The following is a 20,753-nucleotide window of genomic DNA, read 5'->3' as shown; positions in this document are numbered from 1 at the left end:
CATCGATGGTATGCGAGGGCCAGGATCCGGGCCTCACCGGCCGGCGCTGACCCCGCTCCGGCCCGTGGATTCGCCGTGCATGTGGAGCTGCCCGTCCATCAGGGGTGAGGCGCCGGCCTCGGCTGCGGCTCCCTCATCGCCACGAGCGCGGCCCCGGTCAGCAGTGCGGCCATGATGACCGCCATCGCTGGGTAGCCGCCGAGCAGCTCGGCCAGACCCGGCCCGGCAACCAGGGCGACCGCTCCGACGGCGGTCATCGGTGCGACGAAAGCGCCGTTGATCGCGCCGAAGTTCTTCGTCCCCCAGCGGTCCGACACCGCAGTCGCCTGGAGCAGTGTGTGGCACCCGCGCACTCCTCCGGCGAGGATCGCGACCGCCACGAGCAGCCAGTACGGCTGCGGGAGCAGCGCCAGCACCCAGAGTGCTGCGGCGCCGGCGATGAACACCGTGACCGTCCTCATCCGAGGTGTGGTGGCGCGGGCGAACTGCGGGTACCCGATGCGGCCGATGACCTGCCCGGCGCCGACGAGGCCGAGCGACAGGGCCGCCATCTCGTAGCTCATCCCGCGCTCGAGGAACATCGGGATGATGTTGATCGTCACCGCGAAGAGGGTGAAGGTCGCCACCGCCATGGTGATCTGCAGGATCCGGAACCGGGCGGAGCGGGTGACCTGCCGGATCTCCGCCGTCGCAGCGGTGGTGGCCCGGACAGGGGCGCCGTCGGACCACGGACCGTTGAGGAACAGCGCGTGCAGCGGGATGGTGACGAGCGCAAGGATGCCCGCCATGACGAGGTAGCTCCCGCGCCACCCGAACACCTCGACGAGGAAGGCGACGAGCGGGGCGAACACCGTCGAGGCGAAGCCGCCGACGAGCGTGAGCGTGGTGAGTGGACCGACGCGCCGGGGCCCGTACCAGCGGGTGATGACGGCGAACGCGGGCGGGTAGAGCACCGCGGCCTGAGCGAAGCCGGCGAGCAGCCAGGCGGCGAAGAACATCGGCAGGTTCGGCGACCAGGCGACGAGCAGCAGGGCGAGCACCCCGATGACGGAGCCGGTGGTCATCACCGCACGCGGCCCGCGGACGTCGAGGAGCCGGCCCACCCGGACGCCGAGCACCGCGGACACGAGGAGGCCTGCGGCGAGTGCGGCGGTGACCGTCGTGTGGCTCCACCCGGTGTCCGCGGAGACCGGGACGACGGCGACGGGCAGCGAGTAGTAGAGCAGTCCCCAACTGGTGATCTGGGCCAGGCACAGGGCCGTCATCCCACCCCGGGGTCGGTCGGTCATCGAACAGGTCCGGCAGGTCTCATCGCTGTGGTCACTCCCCCATTATGCCCATAGATTGACATCTGTCGATACGACATGCTTGGCTGTACATCGACAGCCATCGATGTGCGATGGCTGTCGATTGAGCCGCGTGCGGCGACCACCGTGCGCACCCCGAACCGAGGAGACGCCCGTGCCCGCAGCCGACCCGTCCACACTGCCCGTCGCCGTGATCGGAGCTGGCCCGGTCGGTCTCGCCGCGGCGGCGCACCTGCTGGCCCGCGGGCTCGAGCCGATCGTGTTCGAGGCGGGCCCGGAACCGGCATCCGCGGTGAACGCCTGGGGCCACATCCGCCTCTTCTCCCCATGGCGGTACGACATCGACCCCGCCGCCCGCGCACTCCTTGAATCGACCGGCTGGACGGAGCCCGACCTCGACCGCCTGCCCACCGGGGCGGAGCTCGTCGCCGACTACCTCGCGCCGCTCGCCGCGACCCCGGAGCTCAGCGGACGGATCCGCACGAGTACCCGGGTCGTCGCAGTCAGCCGCGAGGGCATGGATCGGACCCGCAGCCACGAGCGCGAGACCACCCCGTTCCTCGTCCGGGTCGCCGACGCGCAGGGCGCGGTCACCGATCACCGCGTGCGTGCGGTGATCGACGCCTCGGGCACGTGGCACACCCCGAACCCGCTCGGGCAGGCGGGACTTCCCGCCACCGGCGAGGCGGCCGCCCGCGCCGCCGGACTCGTCACCTCTCCCCTGCCGGACGTCACCGGCCGGGACCGGGCGGAGTTCGCCGGCCGCCGCGTGCTCGTCGTCGGTGCGGGCCATTCGGCTGCGAACACCCTGCTCGCCCTCGCCGAGCTCCGGGCGGAGGAGGCGGACACCCGCATCAGCTGGGCGATCCGGTCCGCACTCCCTGACGCCGTCTACGGCGGGGAGGACCAGGACGGGCTCCCGGCCCGCGGCGCGCTCGGCGCGCGCCTGCGCGCACTCGTCGAGAGCGGCGCCGTCGAGCTGCACACCGAGTTCACCATCACCGGTCTGGAATCGGGCGACGGCGTGACCGTCCATGCCGACACCCCGGCCGGCCCCGTCGCGCTCGAGGTGGACCGGGTGGTGCCGACGACCGGGTTCCGGCCGGACCTCGGCATGCTGCGCGAGGTCCGCCTCGCTCTCGATCCCGTCGTCGAGGCGCCGCGGGAGCTCGGTCCGCTCATCGACCCCGAGTTCCACAGCTGCGGGACCGTGCCCCCGCACGGTGCGAGGCTGCTCGCGCACCCGGATCCGGACTTCTACATCGTGGGGATGAAGTCCTACGGCCGGGCACCGACGTTCCTCATGGCCACCGGCTACGAGCAGGTGCGCTCGATCGCGGCCGCGCTCGCCGGCGACCGGGAGGCGGCCGAGCGCGTCGAGCTCGTGCTGCCGGAGACCGGGGTGTGCTCCGCGGGCCTCGGCTCCGTGGACGGAGACGAGGGCGGCTGCGACACCCCTGACTGCGCCGACTCCGGCGACAGCGGCACGGATGCCGACGCCGCGTGCTGCCCGCCGGTGAGCGCGTGCTGCCCACCGGCGGCCCCGGTGTCGCTCGGCATCCCCACGGGCACCGCGCACGGGCGCAGCGGACAGCGGTCGCACGCATGAGCGGCGCCTCGGGCCCGGGGGTGCGCTTCCGCGTGATGACGGAGGCGGACTGGCCGGCGGTGGAGGAGATCTACCGGGCCGGGATCGCGACCGGGCAGGCGACCTTCGATTCCGCACCCCCGGCGAGCTGGGAGGAGTTCGCGGAGCGCCGGATCCCCGCGCTGCGCCTCGTCGCCGTCGATGACGACGAGCGGGTGCGCGGCTGGGCGGCCGCCACGCCGGTGTCGGCCCGCGCGGTGTACCGGGGCGTCGTCGAGCACTCGGTGTACGTCCACCCCGAGGAGTTCGGCCGCGGCCTCGGCGCGCGGCTGCTGGCCGAGTTCATCCGTGTCGCTGATGAGCACGGCGTGTGGACGATCCAGGGCTCGCTGTTCCCGGAGAACACCGCGAGCGTCCGCCTGCACAAGCGCGCCGGGTTCCGCACGGTGGGCCGCCGGGAGCGGATCGCGCTCATGACCTACGGGCCTCAGGCCGGGCAGTGGCGTGACACGGTCATCGTCGAGCGCCGACGGCCGTGACCCCCGCACCCGGGCGGGCGCCCGGTCATTGAGCTCTTCGACCCCCGGGGTGCGCCTGTGGTAATCATTGATCATGGACACAGTCGTCTTGCAGAGAGAAGCACCCGGAAACGCGCCGGCAGGCTCCGACACCCCCACAGCCACCCTCCCCATGACCTACGACGAGGTGGTGCTCGGGCGCCGGACGATCCGCGGGTTCACCGACGAACCCGTGTCCCGGGCCGAGATCGAGGAGGTCGAAGACCATCATGAAGGGCTCCTCACCGCGGGCGTAGATCGACCAGGTGTGGAAGACGCGGTCGCCGCGGCGCAGGAACACGCTGATCGCCTGCTGCTCTTCGCCGTCGACGGTCGCCCCGAACTCGATGTTGAAGGCGTCGCCCTCGGTCGAGTACCACGGCAGGTCCCAGCCCATGCGCTCGCGGAAGGCGTGCAGGCGCTCGAGCGGGGCGCGCGAGCTGAGCACGAACGCGGTCCGCCGCGCATGGAGGTGGGAGAGCGGCCCGATGTGCTCGGCCATCATCGAGCACCCGTCGCACCCCTCCTGCCAATCGGGTCCGAACATGAAGTGCTGGACGATGAGCTGCGGGTGCCCGTCGAACAGGTCGAGCAGCGTCGCGGTGCCGTCCGGGCCGTGGAAGCGGTAGTCGGAGCGCACCTCGACCATGGGCATCCGGCGCCGGGCGGCGCTGATCGCGTCCTTCATCCGGGTGAGCGCCTTCTCCTGCTGCAGCACGGCACGCGCGTCGTCCCAGACGGCGCGGTCGACGATCGGCGGCCACTCCTCGGCGACGCTCATCGGCCGAACCTGTCGTGCGGATCGCGGCCGTGCTCCTGTGCGCTGCTGGCTCCCGTGGTGTGCATGGTGCAGTCCTACACCATCGACGATCACAGCGATAGGGCCTTCGCCGCGATGCCGAGCTCGCGGCCGTCGACCGGCTCGACCACCTCGACGGGGACCGGCGGCGGATGATCCTGCCGGCGATGTGATAGTTATGAGGGATGGACACAGTCGTCTCACCGAGAACAGCACCGAGGAGTGCGGAGCGCACCCTGCAGCCCCTCCCTATGACCTACGACGAGGTGGTGCTCGGACGCCGGACGATCCGCGGGTTCACCGACGAACCCGTGTCCCGGGCCGTGATCGAGGAGATCATCGGCCTGGCGATCCGGTCGCCGTCCTCACTCAACAGCCAGCCGTGGAACTTCTACGTCATCACCGGCGAGCCCCTCGAGCGGATCCGCGCCGGCAACGTCGAGCGCAACCTCGCCGGCATCCCGGAGTCGCGGGAGTTCCGCGGCTCCGACCCGTACCAGGGCAAGCACCGGGAGCGCCAGATCGGCGTCGCCAAGCAGCTCTTCGCCGCCATGGGCATCGCACGCGAGGACAAGCCTGCACGCCAGGACTGGGTGCTCCGCGGATTCCGGCAGTTCGACGCCCCGGCCTGCATCATCGTCACCTACGACCGCGACCTCCACGGCGGGGACGTGCCGGTGTTCGACTGCGGAGCGGTCGCCACCGCACTCGTCAACGCGGCATGGTCCCGGGGCCTCGGCTGCTGCGTCAACTCGCAGGGCATCATGCAGTCCCCCGTCGTGCGGGAGCACGCCGGCATCGCCGAGGACCAGGTCATCATGATCGCGATCGCCATCGGCCACCCGGACGAGTCCTTCCCGGCGAACAGCGTCGTGTCCGCCCGCAAGTCGGTGGACGAGGCGACGGTGTTCGTCGGCTTCGACGAACCTGCGAACTGACCCTCAGGCTGCTCCTGCCCGCCGATCGACGAGGAGGAGCGCGAGCACGGTGACGCAGACGACGGCGAGTACGACGGCGGCGATACCCACTGCCGCGCCGAGCGAGCCGGCGGTCGCGAGCACCCCGACCCCGAGCACGGCCACCGCCTGGAGGGTGTAGGCGACGAGGTAGAGCAGGGAGAGCACGGCACCGCGGTGCTCATCCGGAGCGATCCGGTTGATGACGCCGAGCCCGCCGGTGAATGCCAGCGAGTAGGCGATGCCGCCGACGATGCACCAGGCGAAGAACAGCGGCAGGGACTCGAATGCGCTCGCCGCGGCCATGAGTCCGACGCTGAGTACGGTGGCCAGCGCTCCGGCGGCGACGAGCGCGCCGGCGCGCGCACGTCCGAGGAACAGCCCGGTGAGTCCGATGCAGGCGGCCGACGCTCCCAGCAGACCGCCGACGACTGCGGTGTTGTCGGTGCTCGTGAACTGGTCGATCATCGTCGCGCCGAGCGAGAGGAAGATCGCGCCGACGCAGTACGCGAGCGCCGCGGACAGGGTCGCGATGAGGAACCCGAGGCGCATCCCCGCCGGCACATACGGGGCCTGCGGGCGCCACCTCGCCCGGGCGGCGGGCCGGTCGTCCGGGCTGAGCACGAGCGCGGTGATCGACACTGCGGCCAGGCCGAGGAGGACGATGTAGCTCCACACCAGCGGCAGTGGGACGTGCTCGGCGAGCACACCGCTGAGGACCAGGGCGCAGGCGAGACCGGTGGCGGTCGCGACGGTGGCAGTGGTGCTCGCGAAGCGCGGATTCGCAGTGGGGTTGTTCTCCGTCAGCGCCGCAGTGGCTGCGCCCACCGTGAGCCCGGTTCCCGCACCCTGGAGGACGCGCCCGGCGTAGAGGAACGCCACGTTCGGGGCGAACGCGAAGACGAGAGCCGAGAGCCCGATCAGAGTGATGCCGGCGATCATCACCCGTCGTCTGCCGTAGAGGTCGGACAGATTGCCGAACAGCGGCAGCACGACCATGAGCGAGAGCTGGTAGGTGGCGAACACCGACGTCACGACGACCGGCGCGAGGTCCCACCGGTCCGCGTAGATCGGGTAGAGGACGCTCGGCGACCCGGAGGACCACAGGCCGAGTGCGAGGACAGAGGCTGCCGCCCAGAAGTAGCCCGTCCGTCCGAGCCGGAGCGGGGCGGATCCGTCGGACGACCTGCGCATGCGTGCTCTCCTCTCCGCCCCGACCGGAGAGCCCCTCGCAGCGGAAGGTGCCTCGTCGTCGCGGCCGGTTCCGATCCTACCCACGGAGCGTCCTCCGCGCGGTTCCTACGGTCGATGCAGCACTGAGGCACAGCTCACCCTCGAGCGTCGCCCGCGGCACCGTCGAAATCCTCTCGAACGAGCCTCGCCTGCAGGCCTCGCCCTGAGTAGGATGGAATCCCATCGGAGTTCGGAGGTCGATCATGCGGACCACCCGTCAATTGAGCATCACGCTCCCCAACGACATGGCCGACGCCCTCCGCGAGCGGGTCCGCTCGGGAGAGTACGCGAGTGAGAGCGAAGTCGTCCGAGATGGGTTGCGTGCTCTGTTCGCCCGCGATTTTGCGATCGAACGGTGGTTGCAGGACGAGGTCGCCGCCGCCTACGACTCCGCGGTCGAATCACCTGCCGAAGCCGCGAGTCCGGATGAGGTTCGAGCCCGCCTTGCATCTCGGCACTCCCGCGAGACGTGAACGACTACCGCGTCGTCTTCGGCCGCGACTCGCTCAGTCAGCTCGATGACCTGTACGACTACATCGCCGATGCTGATTCACCCGACACCGCATTGCGATTCACCAATGCAATCGTCGACTTCTGCGAGGGGCTTGGAGACTTTCCCTTCCGTGGTTCCGAACGCGATGACATCAGACCGGGGCTCCGCACGATCGGCTACAGAAGACGAGTGGTGATCGCGTTCGCCGTGCTCGAAGAGGTGGTCGCAATCATCGGCATCTTCTACGGCGGGCGAGACTACGAATCGATACTCGCTGAGAACGGAGGATAGCTCGGTTCCGGTCTCCAAAACGTTTCGAGCAGACTACCCGAGCGACTGCGGTTCATCCTTCATCCCGCAGCCGGCGATCAGCCCGCCGGAAACCGAGCGCCATGGCGACGAACAGGTCCCAGACGAGCACGAGGGTGAACATCCACCCGCCGTAGAGCACGAGCGCAGCCGGGCTCGCGGTGGTCACCGCAGAGGCGAGGCTGACGTAGAACAGCGCGTTCTTGGGGTTGAGCAGACCGGAGGCGAGGCCCAGGCCGAGGTTGCGCGTCCACGTGGTCCGGGCGGCCCGGTGCACCTCGGCCGGGTCGAGTGCTGTGCGGGAGCGCAGGAACACGATCCCGATGTGCACGAGGAAGATCCCCCCTGTTGCCTGGATCACGTGGAGCACCGCATCGTTCGTGATGAGCGCCATGCCGGAGAAGGCCGCGGCGATGAAGAGGCCGTTGGCCAGGGCGACGGCGAGGAACTGCTCCACGGGACCTCCGGGGGCTCGACGATGATCTGCATCGAGCATGGCCGGAGCAGTGAGGCGCGGTCTTGTACGAAGTTGCAGGTGTGCCGGGCGCGGCGGTCAGCCGCGGTAGGCACCGGGCAGTGCGGCCACGTGGGCCCGGAACACCCGGTGGAAGTGGCTCTGGTCGACGAACCCCAGGGCGATCGCGGTTTCCACGACAGAGGTTCCGGCGCGCAGCATCTCCCGGCCGCGGATGACCCGGTCATTCTGCCGCCAGGCCAGCGGCGAGGAGCTCGGAGTGATCGTCCGGGACGAGCGCGGCGAGCCAGGCCTCATCGGCGTGGATCATCCGGTACTCCCAGCGACCGCCGTCGGGGTTGCACGCGTGGACGAAGCCCGCGGGGATGAGGATGACGTCCCCGGGCACCAGGCGGACCGGGTCACCAACCGCGCCGGAGAACAGCGTCGATCCGCTGTCGATGATCCCGACGGAGAACCGCTCGTGCGCGTGCGGTTGGTAGCAGGAACGATCCTGGGCCGGACGCCGGAACTCCAGCTGCGGCAGGCCTGGGCTGCGGAGGAACTCGGTTCCCGCCCGGGTAGTGGTCACCCGGGCAGTGCGCTCCTGGTGGGTGCTCATCGGGTGTCCCCGAGGAGCTGTGCGGCGAGTCCGCGGGCGCGGACGAGGCGCCGGTCGTCGCCGTCGACTCCGCGATGGGCGATCGCGCCCTCGAGGAGCAGGAAGAGGTGCTCGGCCAGGGATCCGCGGTCACTGAGGTCCGGGTGGTCGGCGTGGAGGAGTTCGCCGAGGCGGCGGCGCACCGCGGTCTTGTGCGCCCGGATCACCGCCTGGCCGGGGTGGTCGAGCGGGAGTTCCCCGGCGGCGTTGAGGAACGCGCAGCCGCGTACGCTCGGCAGACCGGTCGAGGCGTAGGCGTCGAAGACTGCGAGGACCCGCGGGGCGAGCGCCCGGTCGATGCGCCGCTCGAGGTCGTCCCACCACGCCTCGTGACGCGTACGGAGATATGCGGTGACGAGCGCGTCCTTGGAGCCGAACCGGTCGTAGAGCGTGCGCTTGGTGATGCCTGATCGCGCCGCGATCGTGTCCACTCCGACGGTGTGGATCCCGTGCTCGTAGAAGAGGGCGGAGGCGGTGTCGAGGATCCGGCGGGCACCTGGGCTCAGACCTTCCGCGCGATCACCCGCTGCCGCTCCGCTCGATCCCACCGGTGTCCTCCTCGTTGACTCTGCTGCCGAGTATACGTAGCCTGAGCACAGGTTCACAGGTCTGTGAACCTGGCGGGGAGGCAACGCGATGGGAGCGGGATCCGCGGTGTCGAGGGCGCCGGTTACGGGGCGGTGGAGCACCGCGCAGCTCACCGGTGCCGGGCTCGCGCTCATCGCCGCCTGCTACGGGCTGGCGCGCTTCGCCTACGGGCTCTTCGTCCCGGCATTCAGCGACGAGTTCGGACTCACCGCCGCCACCGCGGGGGCGATCGCCTCGGGGTCCTACGCCGCGTACTGACTCGCCATCGTGGCATCGACCGCGCTCACGCCTCGGTTCGGCAGCCGCACCCTGGCGATCAGCGCCGGAGCGGTCGCCACCGGCGGGGTTCTGCTCATCAGCCTCGCCCCGAATACGGCGGCGCTCGCCGTCGGGGTGATCCTCGCGGGTTCGAGCACGGGCATCGCCTCGCCCCCGCTGGCGCAGGCGATCGCCACCGCGGTGAGGGAGCCGGTGCGGGATCGCGCGCAGACCGTCGTCAACGCCGGCACGGGACTCTGCGTGCTCGTCGCCGGGCCGGTCGCGCTCCTCGCTGCGAGCCAGTGGCGCCTCGCCTCGTTCGTGTTCGCCGGTTTGTGCGCAGCGGTCACGCTCGGGGTCGCCTTCGCGGTGCCGGGCGGGAGGCCACCCCGAGCGAGCGGTGCGCTGCACCGCGCCATGGGGTCACCGCACCGCGCAGTGCAGCTGCCGCGCCTCCCCGCCGGTGCCGGCCGGCTCGAGCTCACCGCGGCTCTCATGGGTGCCGCGAGCTCGGCGGTGTGGACGTTCGGGCGGGATCTGCTCGTGGGCACGGGCGGCATGGATGGGCTGGCCTCGACGGTCGCCTGGATCCTGCTCGGCGCGTTCGGTATGGGCGGCGCCGCCGCCGGCGGGCTCGTCGCCCGCCTCGGCGTCGGGCCGAGCTGGATCGCGACCATGATCCTCAACGCGGCGGCGACAGCGCTGTTCGCCGCGTTCCCGGGTTCCGTGCCGATCGCCTGGGGTGCGGCGGCGGTGTTCTGCGCCACCTACATCGGTCTCACCGGGATCCTGCTGGTCTGGGGGACTCAGGTGTACATGCACTCCCCCGCCACCGGCGTCGGCCTCGCCTTCCTCATCCTCGCCCTCGGTCAGGCGGCAGGAGCACCGCTGGTCGGGTCGCTGTCGACAGCCATCGGTCCGCCGCTCGCTTTCGCGGCCGCCGCACTGGTCGGGGTCACGGGAGCGTTCGTCCGACCGGGCCGCCAGGAGATGTGAGGTCGCTCGCAGCAAAGGCGTGGCTCACCTGCCCACGTCGCCCCGATACGTGCGGCGGTACTCGCTCGGGCTCAGCCCCACGGCGTCCTTGAGCCGCCGGCGGAGGTTCGTCGCGGTCCCGAGCCCGGTGCGGGCAGCGATCGCGTCGATGCCCAGTCCGGTCGTCTCCAGCAGGCGGCGCGCCTCGGCGACCCTCTGCGCGGTGACCCACTGCAAGGGGGTCGACCCGACCTCGGCGGTGAAGCAGCGGGAGAAGTGCCGGGAGGATATCCCGGCCAGCCGGGCGAGTTCGGCGTTCGTCAACGGGGAGTCGAGGTGTCGCTGCACGTGGTCGATCACGCTGTGCGCCACACCCCGGGGCGCGGGCTCGGGGTGGTCGATGTACTGCGCCTGTCCGCCGGAGCGGTGCGGTGGGACGACCATGCGGCGCGCGACCCCTGCGGCCACGGTCTGGCCGAGGTCCGTGCGCACCAGGTGGATGCACAGGTCGATGCCGGCGGCCATGCCGGCGCTCGTGGCGACGTGCCCGTGATCGATGTAGAGGGCGTTCGGGTCGACGACGACGCGCGGGAACCGCGCCTGGAGCTCGGTCGCGTCCTGCCAGTGCGTCGTCGCGGTGAGTCCGTCGAGCAGTCCGGTGGCGGCCAGTATGAACGCTCCCGTGCAGATGGACACCAGGCGGGTTCCTCGACCGGCCACCTCGCAGAGCAGCTCGCGCACCGCGTCCGGCGGCGCCTCGAGCGAGGCGCATCCCGGTATGACGACCGTGTCGGCCTCGCACAGCGCTCTCAGTGGTGAGAGTCCGGACAGCGCGTAACCCTGCGAGGTGGGGAGGGAGTCCGGTGCCGGTGACGCGATCTCGAAGGTGTACTCGGGCTCGGCGGGCGAGCCGAACACCTGCGCGGCGATCGCCAGATCGAAGGGGACGACCGACGGGAGGGCGAGTGCGACGACGCGGTGGGTCAGCATCCACCCACTATGGCATGAATGGTACGGATGGTGTCATTCCTGCCGCTGGCGGTCACGTCCGCAGGAACACAGTATGGACTCATGCGATTCATCGACTCGACGTCCTTCACCGCCGATCGCGCCTGGGGCGCCCACGACCTCGCCGTCATCGACGGTGCTTCCATCCGTCTCCACTGGACGGACTCCCCGTACGTCTGGCACGTCAACGACGCGATGGAGGTGTTCGCCGTCGTCGACGGCGTGGTCGACATGCACTATCGCGTCGACGGCGAGGAGCAGGTCGAGGAACTCGTGCCCGGCCGGATCTGCGTCGCCGGCATCGGCGATGAACACGTAGCCGTGCCCCGGGGCGAGGCGAGGATCCTCGTCATTGAGCGCGCAGGTTCGATCTGACCGCACAATAAGCTGCGGCAGGGCAGTGACGACCTAGCGCTCGACGGGGATCTCGCCGTGACCCAGATCCCAGTAGAGGCCGGCCATGATCTCCATCGCCTGGCGAGACAGCGAGGCCAGTGCGTGCTCATCCGGTGCGTGCTGAGCACAGCCCGGATACGAGTGGGGCAACCAGATCGTCGGCATGCCGAGCACCTCGGCGAAGGACTCGTTGGGGATCGTCCCGGCGAGATTCGGGATCACCATCGTGTCCTGTCCGGTCGTCGCCGAAACGGAATCGCGCACCCATACCGCCCACGGGTGGCCGGGGTCCATCCGGGTGGCAGCCATGTGGCCGCGTTCGGTGACGCTGACGTCGGAGAAACCTCCGGCGTCGAGGTGACGACTGATCGCAGGAACGATCTCACTGGGGTCGATGCTGGCGACGAACCGTGCCTGCAGGTCCGCATGGGCCCGACCGGGGATCGCTCCGACCGGAGCGTCGGGGTCGCCGCAGAGGAAGTCGAGGACCTCGACTGTGTTCCAGGCGAACAGCCGTTCGGCCGGGCTCAGCCCCGGTTCGCCCCAGCACTCGCTCAGCACCGGCGCGCTGGGATCTGCTCCCACTGTCAGGCGGTCGACGGCCTCCCGGATGGATTCCGGGATCCCGGTCGGGCGCAGTTCCGGCACCTGGAGAACGCCGTGCGCATCACTGAGATGGGCGAGCGCGTGCGCAAGTCGGTGGCCTGCGTTGGCCAGCACCCCACCCCAGTTGCCGAATAGTAGGCCTGGTCCTGGAGATTGACGTCGAGCCGGATCAGGGACGTCCCGCGGGACCCGAGGACGATCGTGGGACGGTCGGCGGCGATTCTGGGACCGTCGGAGGCGATGAACACGTCGGCCGTCAGACGGTCGGCATGTGCTCGGCAGACCTCAAGAAGTCCTGGCGAGCCGGCTTCCTCACCGGACTCGATGAGAACGCCAACGGTGAAACCCAACTGCTGTCCGGAATCGATCGCCAGATAGAGCGCTTCGAGATTGATCGTGTGCTGGATCTTGTTGTCCGCCGCGCCCCTGCCGTACCAGCGGTCGCCGTCGACGGTGAGCGTCCAGGGGTCCAGCCCAGGCGAGCATTGTGCGGTCTGCGGTGGTTGGACATCGGCGTGCCCGTAGAGCAGCACGCTGCGCTGGCTGTCGGGCTCGCGCCGTTCAGCGCAGAGAAACGGGTGCCGAGGTGAGGCAGGGTTCTCCCACCGTTCGAGGATGAAACCGTGGTCGATGAGCCCGGGTCCGAGCTGCTCGTCGTGATATCGGCCGACCTCACCGGCCAGCGCAGCATCCGTGCTCACGGTCCGGACGGCCACCCGGCGGCCCACGATCTCCTCGAGCCGGCCGTCGGAGGCGAACCGACCGGCCTCGTCGATGCGCGCTCCTCGGTTCATCGGGCGATCGCCTGTGGGCGCCGTGTTCCGTGACCGGTCGCGGTTTCGAAGGCTTCGGCGATGCGAAGGAGCAGCGCATCAGCGCGGTCGGCGGTGATGATCTGAAGGCCTACCGGGAGGCCTGCGGGTGTGAATCCTCCGGGCACGGAGAGGCTCGGCAGTCCGGTCGCAGTGATGAGCGAGGATGCCCGCATCCAGTCGAGGTAGTTCGGAGTCGGCACGCCAGCGACTTCGTGGGGGAACTCCCAGTCCGCATCGAAGGGCACCACCTGGACCGCCGGGGCGATGAGCGCATCGTGGACGGTGAAGAATTCGCGCACACTGTCGAACAGTCGGGCTCTGGCCTCTGCGGCCGAGCGGAGGTCGGCGAAAGTCAACGCCAGGCCTGTGTCGACGTTCCACACCACCGCGTCCTTGACCTGTTCGCGGTGCGCGGTGACGAGATCGCCGAGGCTGAGCGCGAAGTCGTAGGCGCGGGTGGTCTGGAACACTTCATCGGCATCGCGCAGGTCGGGGCAGGCTTCGTCGACCTCGGCACCGAGTGCGGCGAAGACGCCTGGGGCCTCCCGCAGCGTCGCGAGCACCGCGGCTTCGACCGGCACCCCGATTCCGAAGTTCGACGTCCACCCGATGCGCAGTCCTGCCAGTGGGCGGGTGTCCGGGCACGGAGCCGGCACCACTGGTGCGTAGCTGTCGTCGCGGGGCAGCCAGGCCGGCGACTGCGGGTCCGGCCCGGCCACCGCATCGGTGAGGGCGCGGACATCGGCGACCGTGCGGGCGAGGAATCCCTTGCGCGACTGCCAGGCCCAGGGGTTGCGGGTCGGCACCTCGGGGATCCGCCCGAGCGAGGGACGGTAGCCGACGAGATTAGTGAACGAGGCCGGAGTGCGCAGTGAGCCCCCGGTGTCTGAGCCATCGGCTCCGGGCTGGATCCCGGCGGCGACCGCGGCAGCTGCTCCGCCACTGCTGCCTCCGGCCGAGAGACGGGTGTCGTACGGGTTGACCGTGGTGCCGAACAGCGGATTGAACGTATGCGAACCGGCGGAGAACTCCGGGACGTTCGTCTTTCCGGTCGCGATCACGCCTGCGGCGTGGAGCCGGGAGATGTGCAGGGCCGAACGGGTCGGCACGGCGTCGGCGAACAGCGGCGACCCCAGGGTGGTGCGGATTCCGGCGGTCGCCGCGTTGTCCTTGTGCGCCATGGGCACGCCGTGCAGGGGTGGGAGCACGCGGTTCTCCCGGCGGGCGGCGACGACAGCGGCATCGGCGTTGCGGGCGCGCCTGCGCGCACCATCCTCGTCGATGGTGATCACGGCGTTGATCTCCGGGTTGAGCGCATCGATCCGGACGAGGTGGGCCTCGAGCGCCTCGCTCGGCGACATCCGGCCGGCGCGGATCTCGGCGGCGAGCTCGATCACACCGAGTTCGGCGAATTCTTGAGAGCGCGGTTCCTGTGTCATGGGTTTCCTCGGGTGTCGGGTCGCGCCTCGCTTATGCCCGGTACCCGGTGGGTCGGGACGACGGCGTCGGGTGCGAGTAAACCGTCTTCGGATCCCGGTCGCCACACCGGTGCCCACTTGCGCGGACCGATCGTGCGAATCGGCCATCGACGTGGCGGATGCCCGCAACTGCGCCTCCCAGCCTTCGTTCGACTGGTTCCCAGCAGACCCCGCATCGCAAGATGTGAGACACATCACCAGCAACTATCCGAGGAGCACCTCGATGTCCGAGCACCCGGTTCCGGGATCCAGTTCGCCTTCCGAGAGGCGTCTGCCGACGCTCTCGGACAGCGCGGACGACACCACGATGACAGGTCGACTGCGGGTCTTCTTCCGCGTCCTCGAGTTCATCGAACGCATCGGCAGCCTCCTGCCCCACCCGTTCTGGCTGTTCTGGCTCCTCACAGCGATCCTCGCCTGTGTCTCCGCCGTTCTCGCCGTCGCAGGTGTCGAGGTCACCGCCCCGGGGACCGAGGACGTCACTGCGGTGCGCAGCCTGCTGTCCATCGATGCTCTCGTCATGGCGTTGAGCACGGCGTTGGAGAACTTCGCAGGTTTCGCTCCCCCTGCCGATCGTCGTCAGCGTGATCCTCGGCGTCGCCGTGGCCGAACGCTCTGGCGTGCTCGATGCGCTCCTGCGGGTGACGATCGTTCGTCTGCCCGTCCGCTGGGTGACTTTCGCCGTCGCGTTCGCCGCGATGATCTCGCACGTGATGTTCGATGCGGCGATCATCGTGCTGTTGCCCCTGCCCGCGCTCGCGTTCAAGTCAGCGCGCCGGTCTCCTGTGCTCGGGATCGCGGTGGCCTACGGTTCGTATTCGGCCGGGTACAACGCCTCACCACTCGTCACACCCTCCGATGCGATCCTCTCCTCGCTCACCACGCAGGCAGCGCAGCTCGTCGATCCCGATTACGTCGTCACGCCCCTGGCGAACTACTTCTGGGCGATTGTGTCCTCGGTGATCCTCTCCATCACGGTGACGGTCGTCGTCGAAACCGTGCTCGCACGGCGCCCCGGACTCGAGGCCGATGTCGACGCTGACGATGACCTCGATCGCGGACGCCTCGACCTGACGCGGGCGGAGAAGACGGGAATGATCGCCGCAGCGCTCACTCTGCTGGTTTACGCCGGGGTGGTCGCGGCGGCACTCCTCCCGGCCGACTCACCGTTCCGGGGGGGAGAACGGCAGCATCGTCCAGTCGCTCGTGCTGCAGAACATCGCGATCGTCGTCGGCCTGGCCTTCGTGCTCATCGGGATCGTCTACGGCCGGATCACCGGCTCGCTGCCACGCCTGCGCGAGGTGCCCGAGGCGATGGCCGATGGAATCCGGTCGCTGGCCCCGGTGCTCGTGCTCTTCTTCGCCGTCGCGCAGTTCCTGGCCTACTTCAAGTGGACCGGGATCGGCACGGTGATCGCGGTGAGCGGTGCCGACGTCCTGCGCGCTTCCGGGATGCCGCCCCTGGTGATCCTGCTCCTCATCATCGGACTCGTCAGCGTCCTCAACCTCATCGTGACAAGCGGTTCGGCGATGTGGGCGATTCTCGCCCCGGTGCTCGTCCCAATGCTCATGTATCTGTCGATCTCGCCCGAAACGACCCAGCTGGTCTACCGGATCGCTGATTCGTGCACGAATGCCATCACCCCGATGAGCGCGTACTTCGTGCTGGCGCTGGGCATGATGCAGCGATACCGAAAGGACGCCGGGATCGGCACATTCATGTCCTTCACGATCCCGCTCGCACTGACGATGCTCGCCGTCTGGGTGGCACTGTTCATCATCTGGTACGTGATCGGCCTGCCGATCGGGCCCGGGATCGCGATCCGCTGAACCGGGCCACGAGGCTGCCAATCGCACCCGGATCAGTACAGGCCACGACCGCGGCGGTCGGCTCTGCGGAGCCGACCGCTGCGCTTCTCCGCGACGAGGAGGTGATCGACCTCGATCGTGTGCGCCAGGGCACACCAGGGTGAACGGGACACGAGGTCGTGGAGGTGCTCGTTGTTACGGCAGGCGAGGTGAACAAGGAGATCGGCGTCGGATCCGAGGGCGGCGAGATAGCGGACTTCGGAGTGAGTGAGCAGAGCGGCGATGAGTTCTCCGGCGAGCCGCGGCGGGGCCGATACCCGGACGATCGCCTCGCTCGGGAAGCCGAGCGCTGCGGGTTCGACCACCACCCGCAGCCGTGAGTAGTGGTGGGTCTCGAGCCAGCCGAGGCGGCGGCGCACGGTGTTCTCCGACAAGCGGGTGCGGGCAGCGAGTTGGGCGGCCGGGGTGCGGCCGTCCTCGGCGAGCAGGCGCAGCAGCGCGCGGTCGGCATCGGTGATATCGGGTTCGACGCTCACCACCGTCGCGGCGACAGGTGATTCGGGGACGACCCGGGGCCGTTGTCCGGGAGGTCCGCCGAGCGCACTGCGCTGGTCTGCAGTGAGGACGTCGGGGATCCACTCGCGGACCGACCGGTACACGCGTGTCACTCGCGCCAGGGACATCCGCGCGACCCCGGCAACAGTGGGGAGTTCGTCGAGCACAAGTGCCGCGAGTTCGGAATCATCAACCCGGTGTTCGGCGACGATCTGCCAATCACCGGTGAGAGCGTAGGCGAAGACGCAATCGGCGCGTCCGGCGATTCCGGCGAGCACCGAGCGGGTGGAGTTCGGTGGGGTCCGGATGAAGGCGAGCGCCGTTCGTGACGGTCCGGTCACCCCGACGACCGCTGCCCGGCCGGATTCGATGAGTTCGTTGCCCCGGCGCGCGACCGACCGGTCCGGAACCCCGAGAACCTGGGCGATGGTCGACCAGGAAGCGCGCGGTCTGACCTGCAGCGCGGCGATGATCTGCCGGTCGATAGGATCAAGCGGCGCGGCGGGAGCCGGGACGGTGGACTCGGGCATGGCGTGATCCTACTCCGCGCGAAGCGGTTGCGGACGGAAGATGGCGACTGCACCAGCTGGCCACGACGGAGGGGATGCTCAGCATTCGGCCAGGCCTTGCACCCGTCACTTGGGCGGCTGGATTCCGCCAAGGAACGCCAGTGCCGCCGGTGAGGGGTTGAAGCCGCTCCAGGCGAGGTACTCGATGCGGGTGGGCCCGCCGGCGACGGTGACCGTGCTCAGCCCCGGGTCCTCGGGCACCACCGCGGGCGGAAGCAGGGTGACGACGAGGTCTTCGCGGACGAGGTCGAGGATGAGCTCGGTGCTCATCGCCTCGAACGCGACCTCGCGGCGCAGACCGGCGGCCCGGAACGCGAGGTCGGACTGGGTGCGCCCGGGCGTACCCTGCGCGAAGTCGACGAACGCCTCTCCGGCGAGGTCGGCGAGCTCGATACGCTTCCGCCCGGCGAGCCGGTGATGGGAGGACACGACGGCGACGTGACGCTGCCGTGCGAGCACCCGGGAGGCGACTCCCTGCGGCGGCCCGGTGTCAGGCAGGCCGAGCACCGCGACGTCCATCCGTCCGTCCGCGATGGCGGAGACGAACGTGTCGCTGCCGCCGCCGCGCAGCGCGATCCGCACCTCGGGGTGCGCCCGGTGGAAGGCGCCGAGCGTCGCGGCGATGTCGAGCGCGGTGACGGTGGGGATCACCCCGAGGGTCAGGGTGCCGCTGATGCGTCCGATCGCGGCGGCGGAATCGGCCACCGCGCGCTCTGCGGCCTCGAGGCTCGCCCGCGCCTGCAGGAGGAACGCTCGGCCGGCGGGCGTGGGCTCGACCCGGCGGCTCGACCGGGCGAACAGGGTGACCCCGAGCTCGTGCTCGAGCGCCTTGATCTGGTGGCTGAGCGCGGACTGCACGACGAAGCAGCGTTCGGCCGCCCGGGTGAAGCTGCGCTCCTCGGCGACAGCGACGACGTACCGCATCTGCTGGAGCTCCATCCATCCATGATGGCTGTTCATCCTTAGCATGACAACAATGTGTTGGACTCATCCTCGGGGGAGGTCCGACGATGGACGCATGACACCGACCCCGCCCCGCTCCACCGCTCCGGCAGCCGACCTGACCGGAAGCACCCGCGCGGGCTGGACGGCGCTCGCCGCACTCGCCCCGGCGGTCTGGGGAACGACGTACATCGTCACCACGCACCTGCTGCCCGAGGGCCACCCGCTGTTCGCCGCGCTCATGCGCTCGCTCCCCGCCGGCCTCCTCGCGGTGCTGCTGGTCGGGCAGCTGCCGCACGGCACGTGGTGGTGGAAGAGCCTGGTCCTCGGCACGCTCAACATGGGCGCGTTCTTCCCCCTCCTGTTCCTCTCCGCGCAGCTCCTGCCCGGCGGGGTCGCCGCCACGCTCGGTGCCACCCAGCCGCTCGTCGTCGCGTTCCTCGCCGTCGCGATCCTCCACGAACGGCTCTCCGCGTGGCGCGTGACCTGGGGAATCATCGGCGTCGTGGGCATCGGCCTCGTCGTCCTCGGGCCCACCGCCGCGCTGAGTCCGCTCGGCGTGCTCGCCGGGATGGCCGGGGCCGTGTCGATGGGCACCGGAGTCGTGCTCACCAAGCGCTGGGGCCGCCCACCCGGGGTGTCCTCGCTCGGCCTTGCCAGCTGGCAGCTCACCGCCGGCGGGCTCGTGCTGCTCGTCCCGGCACTCGTCATCGACGGGGTGCCCGCCGGCATCGATGCCCCGGCGGTCGCGGGGTACCTGTGGCTGGGGCTCGTCGGCGCGCTCCTGACGTACACCCTGTGGTTCTCCGGCATCCGGCGCCTGCCCGTCACCGCGACCGCGCTCCTCGGCCTCCTCTCCCCGCTCGTCGCCGCTGTCCTCGGCGCAGCGATCGCCGGCGAGGCCCTCGCCCCGGTCCAGCTGGCAGGATTCGCCGTCGCACTCACCGCGATGGTCGCCGGTCAGCTCCCCTCACCCACCCGTTCGAACCCGACACCCGACATCCCACAGAAGGAGACTCGACCATCATGAGAATCGCCGTATTCGGCGCCACCGGCATGGTCGGCAGCGCCACCGTCGCCGAGGCGCTCAGCCGCAGCCATTCCGTCCTCGCCCTCTCCCGCCGGCCGGGCGCGGAGCCGGACCGGCCGGGGTGCGAATCCCGTGCCGTCGACATCGCCGACCACGCGGCGGTCAAGGCAGTGCTCGCCGAGGTCGACGCCGCGGTGCTCGCCATCCGGCTGCCACCCGGGGAGGAGTCCGCCGTCGCCGGGCTCACCCGCGGGGTGCTCGATGCCGCGGAGCGGTCCGGCACCCGGGTCCTTATCGTCGGCGGCTCCGCGCCGCTGCGCTCCCCGGGAGATCCCGGGCGCCTCCTCATCGACGACCCGGAACACGTGCCCGAGGCGTGGCGGGCGGTCGCCGCGGCGAGTCTGGCGCAGTACCGCGTATGCCGGAGGCATGCCTTCACCGGGTGGACCTATCTCAGCCCGCCGGCCGTGCTCGAGCCCGGTGCGCGCACCGGCGTGTACCGGCGCGGGACCACGACGCTGCTCACCGACGCGCACGGGCGCTCGCGCATCACGGCCCCGGACCTCGCGATCGCCGTGGTCAACGAGCTCGAGCACCCCGGGGAGGACCGGCACTTCACGGTCGCGGCAGGCTGACCCCGGTAGGGCGCTCGAGGGCGGCGCACAGCTCGTCCTGGAACTGCTCGTCTTGGACCGTCGGATGCGGCTCCTCGATCCGCTGGTGGCGCCAATAGCCTCCGGAGTCGCGTGCCGCGGGGTCGTCCGTGGCCGCGAGCCACGCCTGGGTCACGTGTCCGAGCGCCAGATCGTCGGTCGCGGACGGCCCGCCCATCTTCGTCGGCACCCATCCGGGATCCACGGCGTGGGAGATGACGTCGGGCCGGCGCCGCGCGACGGCCGCCATGAGAGCGGTGACGAGCAGCTTGCTGTCGGAGTACGACACCGATTCACCTGGCTGCTCGATTCCGGTGAGCTCAGCCCGGCCGCCTCGGTGCATGCCGCTGCTGAGGTAGATCACCCGCGCGGCCGGGACGAGCGCGGTGAGCAGATAGGGTGCGATGACGTTGGCCGGCAGCACGTCCGGCCCGTCGATGATCCCGGCGTTGTGGATGACGGCGTCGATCGGCCCGAACCGGGATACGTCCTCGGCCAGTGATGCCACCTCGTCGGGGCGGGCGAGGTCGCCGACGATCGCCTCGGCCCCGAGGGAGGTCAGCTCCGCGACGACGGCGAGCCGCTGCGGGCTGCGGGCATGGACGACGACCTCGTGGCCGTCATCGAGGAGTGATGCGGCGCCGGCCCGGCCGAGGCCGTCGGTCGACCCGGTGATGAGGATGCGCATGAACTTCTCCTTCCATCTCATGCGAG

23 protein-coding genes and 3 pseudogenes are annotated in these 20,753 nt (G+C 70.3%); 12 read left to right on the top strand and 14 right to left on the bottom strand.

The features are described from left to right. Positions 1 to 98: 98 nt before the first annotated feature. Positions 99 to 1,289 (bottom strand): MFS transporter, encoded by a 1,191-nt coding sequence (locus FDF13_RS10155; RefSeq protein ID WP_137319541.1) that lies wholly within the window; start codon positions 1,287 to 1,289, stop codon positions 99 to 101. Positions 1,290 to 1,461: 172 nt separating this feature from the next. On the opposite strand from FDF13_RS10155, the gene FDF13_RS10150 reads away from it, so the two are divergent. Together FDF13_RS10150 and FDF13_RS10145 are read left to right on the top strand one after the other, a co-directional pair. Then, positions 1,462 to 2,916 (top strand): FAD-dependent oxidoreductase, encoded by a 1,455-nt coding sequence (locus FDF13_RS10150; RefSeq protein WP_254668773.1) that lies wholly within the window; start codon positions 1,462 to 1,464, stop codon positions 2,914 to 2,916. Further along, positions 2,913 to 3,434 carry a GNAT family N-acetyltransferase gene (locus tag FDF13_RS10145; protein WP_254668772.1) on the top strand — a complete coding sequence of 174 codons (522 nt, stop codon included), beginning with the start codon at positions 2,913 to 2,915 and terminating at the stop codon, positions 3,432 to 3,434. The genes FDF13_RS10150 and FDF13_RS10145 overlap by 4 nt, the downstream gene beginning before the upstream one ends. Positions 3,435 to 3,498: 64 nt before the next feature. On the opposite strand, the gene FDF13_RS10140 is transcribed toward FDF13_RS10145, so the two are convergent. Then, a complete protein-coding gene (locus tag FDF13_RS10140; RefSeq protein ID WP_137319539.1) occupies positions 3,499 to 4,233 on the bottom strand; it encodes a DUF899 domain-containing protein in 735 nt (244 codons plus the stop codon). Between the two features lie 269 nt (positions 4,234 to 4,502). Between FDF13_RS10140 and FDF13_RS10135 the strand changes: the two genes are divergently transcribed. Further along, positions 4,503 to 5,189 carry a nitroreductase gene (locus tag FDF13_RS10135; RefSeq protein ID WP_137319538.1) on the top strand — a complete coding sequence of 229 codons (687 nt, stop codon included), beginning with the start codon at positions 4,503 to 4,505 and terminating at the stop codon, positions 5,187 to 5,189. A 3-nt stretch (positions 5,190 to 5,192) separates the two neighbouring features. On the opposite strand, the gene FDF13_RS10130 is transcribed toward FDF13_RS10135, so the two are convergent. Then, a complete protein-coding gene (locus FDF13_RS10130; protein ID WP_137319537.1) occupies positions 5,193 to 6,401 on the bottom strand; it encodes an MFS transporter in 1,209 nt (402 codons plus the stop codon). 242 nt (positions 6,402 to 6,643) lie between these two features. Here FDF13_RS10130 and FDF13_RS10125 point away from each other — a divergent pair, with 242 nt between their 5' ends. Together FDF13_RS10125 and FDF13_RS10120 are read left to right on the top strand one after the other, a co-directional pair. Next, positions 6,644 to 6,913, top strand: coding sequence for a type II toxin-antitoxin system ParD family antitoxin (locus FDF13_RS10125; RefSeq protein WP_137319536.1), 270 nt, complete (start codon positions 6,644 to 6,646; stop codon positions 6,911 to 6,913). Then, positions 6,910 to 7,224: a type II toxin-antitoxin system RelE/ParE family toxin gene (locus FDF13_RS10120; RefSeq protein ID WP_137319535.1), complete on the top strand. Its 315-nt coding sequence runs from the start codon at positions 6,910 to 6,912 to the stop codon at positions 7,222 to 7,224. The genes FDF13_RS10125 and FDF13_RS10120 overlap by 4 nt, the downstream gene beginning before the upstream one ends. Positions 7,225 to 7,276: 52 nt before the next feature. Here FDF13_RS10120 and FDF13_RS10115 read toward each other — a convergent pair whose 3' ends face one another. From FDF13_RS10115 to FDF13_RS10105, 4 genes are all read right to left on the bottom strand, one after another. Further along, on the bottom strand, positions 7,277 to 7,699 hold the full coding sequence (locus tag FDF13_RS10115; protein WP_254668771.1) for a LysE family transporter: 423 nt from the start codon (positions 7,697 to 7,699) through the stop codon (positions 7,277 to 7,279). 96 nt (positions 7,700 to 7,795) lie between these two features. Further along, entirely contained in the window at positions 7,796 to 7,918 is a 123-nt protein-coding gene (locus tag FDF13_RS15330; protein ID WP_247618665.1) for a helix-turn-helix domain-containing protein, read from the bottom strand. 22 nt (positions 7,919 to 7,940) lie between these two features. Next, positions 7,941 to 8,318, bottom strand: coding sequence for an AraC family ligand binding domain-containing protein (locus FDF13_RS10110; RefSeq protein ID WP_217494848.1), 378 nt, complete (start codon positions 8,316 to 8,318; stop codon positions 7,941 to 7,943). Beyond that, a complete protein-coding gene (locus tag FDF13_RS10105) occupies positions 8,315 to 8,905 on the bottom strand; it encodes a TetR/AcrR family transcriptional regulator (protein ID WP_254668770.1) in 591 nt (196 codons plus the stop codon). Before FDF13_RS10105 ends, FDF13_RS10110 begins: the two co-directional genes overlap by 4 nt. 88 nt (positions 8,906 to 8,993) lie before the next feature. On the opposite strand from FDF13_RS10105, the gene FDF13_RS15325 reads away from it, so the two are divergent. Next, positions 8,994 to 9,203: a hypothetical protein gene (locus FDF13_RS15325; protein WP_254668769.1), complete on the top strand. Its 210-nt coding sequence runs from the start codon at positions 8,994 to 8,996 to the stop codon at positions 9,201 to 9,203. A 9-nt stretch (positions 9,204 to 9,212) separates the two neighbouring features. After that, entirely contained in the window at positions 9,213 to 10,199 is a 987-nt protein-coding gene (locus tag FDF13_RS10100; RefSeq protein ID WP_254668768.1) for an MFS transporter, read from the top strand. 24 nt (positions 10,200 to 10,223) lie between these two features. Here FDF13_RS10100 and FDF13_RS10095 read toward each other — a convergent pair whose 3' ends face one another. Then, positions 10,224 to 11,168, bottom strand: coding sequence for a GlxA family transcriptional regulator (locus FDF13_RS10095; protein WP_175406949.1), 945 nt, complete (start codon positions 11,166 to 11,168; stop codon positions 10,224 to 10,226). A gap of 81 nt (positions 11,169 to 11,249) precedes the next feature. Here FDF13_RS10095 and FDF13_RS10090 point away from each other — a divergent pair, with 81 nt between their 5' ends. Continuing rightward, positions 11,250 to 11,561 carry a cupin gene (locus FDF13_RS10090; protein WP_137319532.1) on the top strand — a complete coding sequence of 104 codons (312 nt, stop codon included), beginning with the start codon at positions 11,250 to 11,252 and terminating at the stop codon, positions 11,559 to 11,561. Between the two features lie 33 nt (positions 11,562 to 11,594). Here the strand turns inward: FDF13_RS10090 and FDF13_RS15010 are convergent, their stop codons facing one another. The 3 genes and pseudogenes from FDF13_RS15010 to FDF13_RS10080 all read right to left on the bottom strand — a co-directional run bounded on the left by FDF13_RS15010 (position 11,595) and on the right by FDF13_RS10080 (position 14,442). Then, the gene (locus FDF13_RS15010; protein ID WP_254668767.1) at positions 11,595 to 12,302 is read right to left on the bottom strand and encodes a hypothetical protein; all 708 of its coding nucleotides are present in this window, start codon (positions 12,300 to 12,302) and stop codon (positions 11,595 to 11,597) included. A 185-nt stretch (positions 12,303 to 12,487) separates the two neighbouring features. Then, positions 12,488 to 12,982, bottom strand: a pseudogene (locus FDF13_RS15005) (M20/M25/M40 family metallo-hydrolase); the annotation flags it as partial. Beyond that, entirely contained in the window at positions 12,979 to 14,442 is a 1,464-nt protein-coding gene (locus FDF13_RS10080; protein WP_137319531.1) for an amidase family protein, read from the bottom strand. The gene FDF13_RS10080 and the pseudogene FDF13_RS15005, both read right to left, overlap by 4 nt. On the opposite strand from FDF13_RS10080, the pseudogene FDF13_RS15630 reads away from it, so the two are divergent. After that, positions 14,441 to 14,986 (top strand): annotated as a pseudogene (locus FDF13_RS15630) (AbgT family transporter); the annotation flags it as partial. The gene FDF13_RS10080 and the pseudogene FDF13_RS15630 overlap by 2 nt on opposite strands. Before the next feature lie 79 nt (positions 14,987 to 15,065). Beyond that, a pseudogene (locus FDF13_RS15625) lies at positions 15,066 to 16,311 on the top strand (AbgT family transporter). A gap of 32 nt (positions 16,312 to 16,343) precedes the next feature. Here the strand turns inward: FDF13_RS15625 and FDF13_RS10070 are convergent. Together FDF13_RS10070 and FDF13_RS10065 are read right to left on the bottom strand one after the other, a co-directional pair. Further along, on the bottom strand, positions 16,344 to 17,375 hold the full coding sequence (locus FDF13_RS10070; RefSeq protein ID WP_137319530.1) for an Lrp/AsnC family transcriptional regulator: 1,032 nt from the start codon (positions 17,373 to 17,375) through the stop codon (positions 16,344 to 16,346). A 105-nt stretch (positions 17,376 to 17,480) separates the two neighbouring features. Then, positions 17,481 to 18,353, bottom strand: coding sequence for a LysR family transcriptional regulator (locus tag FDF13_RS10065; protein ID WP_137319529.1), 873 nt, complete (start codon positions 18,351 to 18,353; stop codon positions 17,481 to 17,483). Positions 18,354 to 18,432: 79 nt separating this feature from the next. Here FDF13_RS10065 and FDF13_RS10060 point away from each other — a divergent pair, with 79 nt between their 5' ends. Together FDF13_RS10060 and FDF13_RS10055 are read left to right on the top strand one after the other, a co-directional pair. Further along, positions 18,433 to 19,386, top strand: a complete 954-nt coding sequence (locus tag FDF13_RS10060) for an EamA family transporter (RefSeq protein ID WP_137319528.1) — start codon at positions 18,433 to 18,435, stop codon at positions 19,384 to 19,386. Then, positions 19,383 to 20,021 carry an NAD(P)-dependent oxidoreductase gene (locus FDF13_RS10055; protein WP_137319527.1) on the top strand — a complete coding sequence of 213 codons (639 nt, stop codon included), beginning with the start codon at positions 19,383 to 19,385 and terminating at the stop codon, positions 20,019 to 20,021. Before FDF13_RS10060 ends, FDF13_RS10055 begins: the two co-directional genes overlap by 4 nt. Here the strand turns inward: FDF13_RS10055 and FDF13_RS10050 are convergent. Then, positions 20,002 to 20,727 carry an SDR family NAD(P)-dependent oxidoreductase gene (locus FDF13_RS10050; protein ID WP_137319526.1) on the bottom strand — a complete coding sequence of 242 codons (726 nt, stop codon included), beginning with the start codon at positions 20,725 to 20,727 and terminating at the stop codon, positions 20,002 to 20,004. The genes FDF13_RS10055 and FDF13_RS10050 overlap by 20 nt on opposite strands. Between the last annotated feature and the right edge of the window lie 26 nt (positions 20,728 to 20,753).

It is taken from the genome of Brevibacterium sp. CS2, from assembly GCF_005280295.1.
GTDB classification, from domain to species: Bacteria; Actinomycetota; Actinomycetes; order Actinomycetales; family Brevibacteriaceae; genus Brevibacterium; species Brevibacterium pityocampae.
Note: the sequence above shows the minus strand (reverse complement) of the source record. Positions and strands in the feature narration are given on the sequence as shown.

Bases quoted from the DNA above. Each gene is read 5' to 3' on its own strand.
- FDF13_RS10050 (WP_137319526.1), bottom strand. From the start codon at position 20,727: ATGCGCATCCTCATCACCGGGTCGACCGACGGCCTCGGCCGGGCCGGC.
- FDF13_RS10110 (WP_217494848.1), bottom strand. From the start codon at position 8,318: ATGAGCACCCACCAGGAGCGCACTGCCCGGGTGACCACTACCCGGGCG.
- FDF13_RS10095 (WP_175406949.1), bottom strand. From the start codon at position 11,168: ATGCTGACCCACCGCGTCGTCGCACTCGCCCTCCCGTCGGTCGTCCCC.
- FDF13_RS10055 (WP_137319527.1), top strand. From the start codon at position 19,383: ATGAGAATCGCCGTATTCGGCGCCACCGGCATGGTCGGCAGCGCCACC.
- FDF13_RS10065 (WP_137319529.1), bottom strand. From the start codon at position 18,353: ATGGAGCTCCAGCAGATGCGGTACGTCGTCGCTGTCGCCGAGGAGCGC.
- FDF13_RS10090 (WP_137319532.1), top strand. From the start codon at position 11,250: ATGCGATTCATCGACTCGACGTCCTTCACCGCCGATCGCGCCTGGGGC.
- FDF13_RS10135 (WP_137319538.1), top strand. From the start codon at position 4,503: ATGACCTACGACGAGGTGGTGCTCGGACGCCGGACGATCCGCGGGTTC.
- FDF13_RS10140 (WP_137319539.1), bottom strand. From the start codon at position 4,233: ATGAGCGTCGCCGAGGAGTGGCCGCCGATCGTCGACCGCGCCGTCTGG.
- FDF13_RS10155 (WP_137319541.1), bottom strand. From the start codon at position 1,289: ATGACCGACCGACCCCGGGGTGGGATGACGGCCCTGTGCCTGGCCCAG.
- FDF13_RS10060 (WP_137319528.1), top strand. From the start codon at position 18,433: ATGACACCGACCCCGCCCCGCTCCACCGCTCCGGCAGCCGACCTGACC.
- FDF13_RS15330 (WP_247618665.1), bottom strand. From the start codon at position 7,918: ATGCTGCGCGCCGGAACCTCTGTCGTGGAAACCGCGATCGCCCTGGGG.
- FDF13_RS10130 (WP_137319537.1), bottom strand. From the start codon at position 6,401: ATGCGCAGGTCGTCCGACGGATCCGCCCCGCTCCGGCTCGGACGGACG.
- FDF13_RS15325 (WP_254668769.1), top strand. From the start codon at position 8,994: ATGGGAGCGGGATCCGCGGTGTCGAGGGCGCCGGTTACGGGGCGGTGG.
- FDF13_RS10070 (WP_137319530.1), bottom strand. From the start codon at position 17,375: ATGCCCGAGTCCACCGTCCCGGCTCCCGCCGCGCCGCTTGATCCTATC.
- FDF13_RS10125 (WP_137319536.1), top strand. From the start codon at position 6,644: ATGCGGACCACCCGTCAATTGAGCATCACGCTCCCCAACGACATGGCC.
- FDF13_RS10145 (WP_254668772.1), top strand. From the start codon at position 2,913: ATGAGCGGCGCCTCGGGCCCGGGGGTGCGCTTCCGCGTGATGACGGAG.
- FDF13_RS10080 (WP_137319531.1), bottom strand. From the start codon at position 14,442: ATGACACAGGAACCGCGCTCTCAAGAATTCGCCGAACTCGGTGTGATC.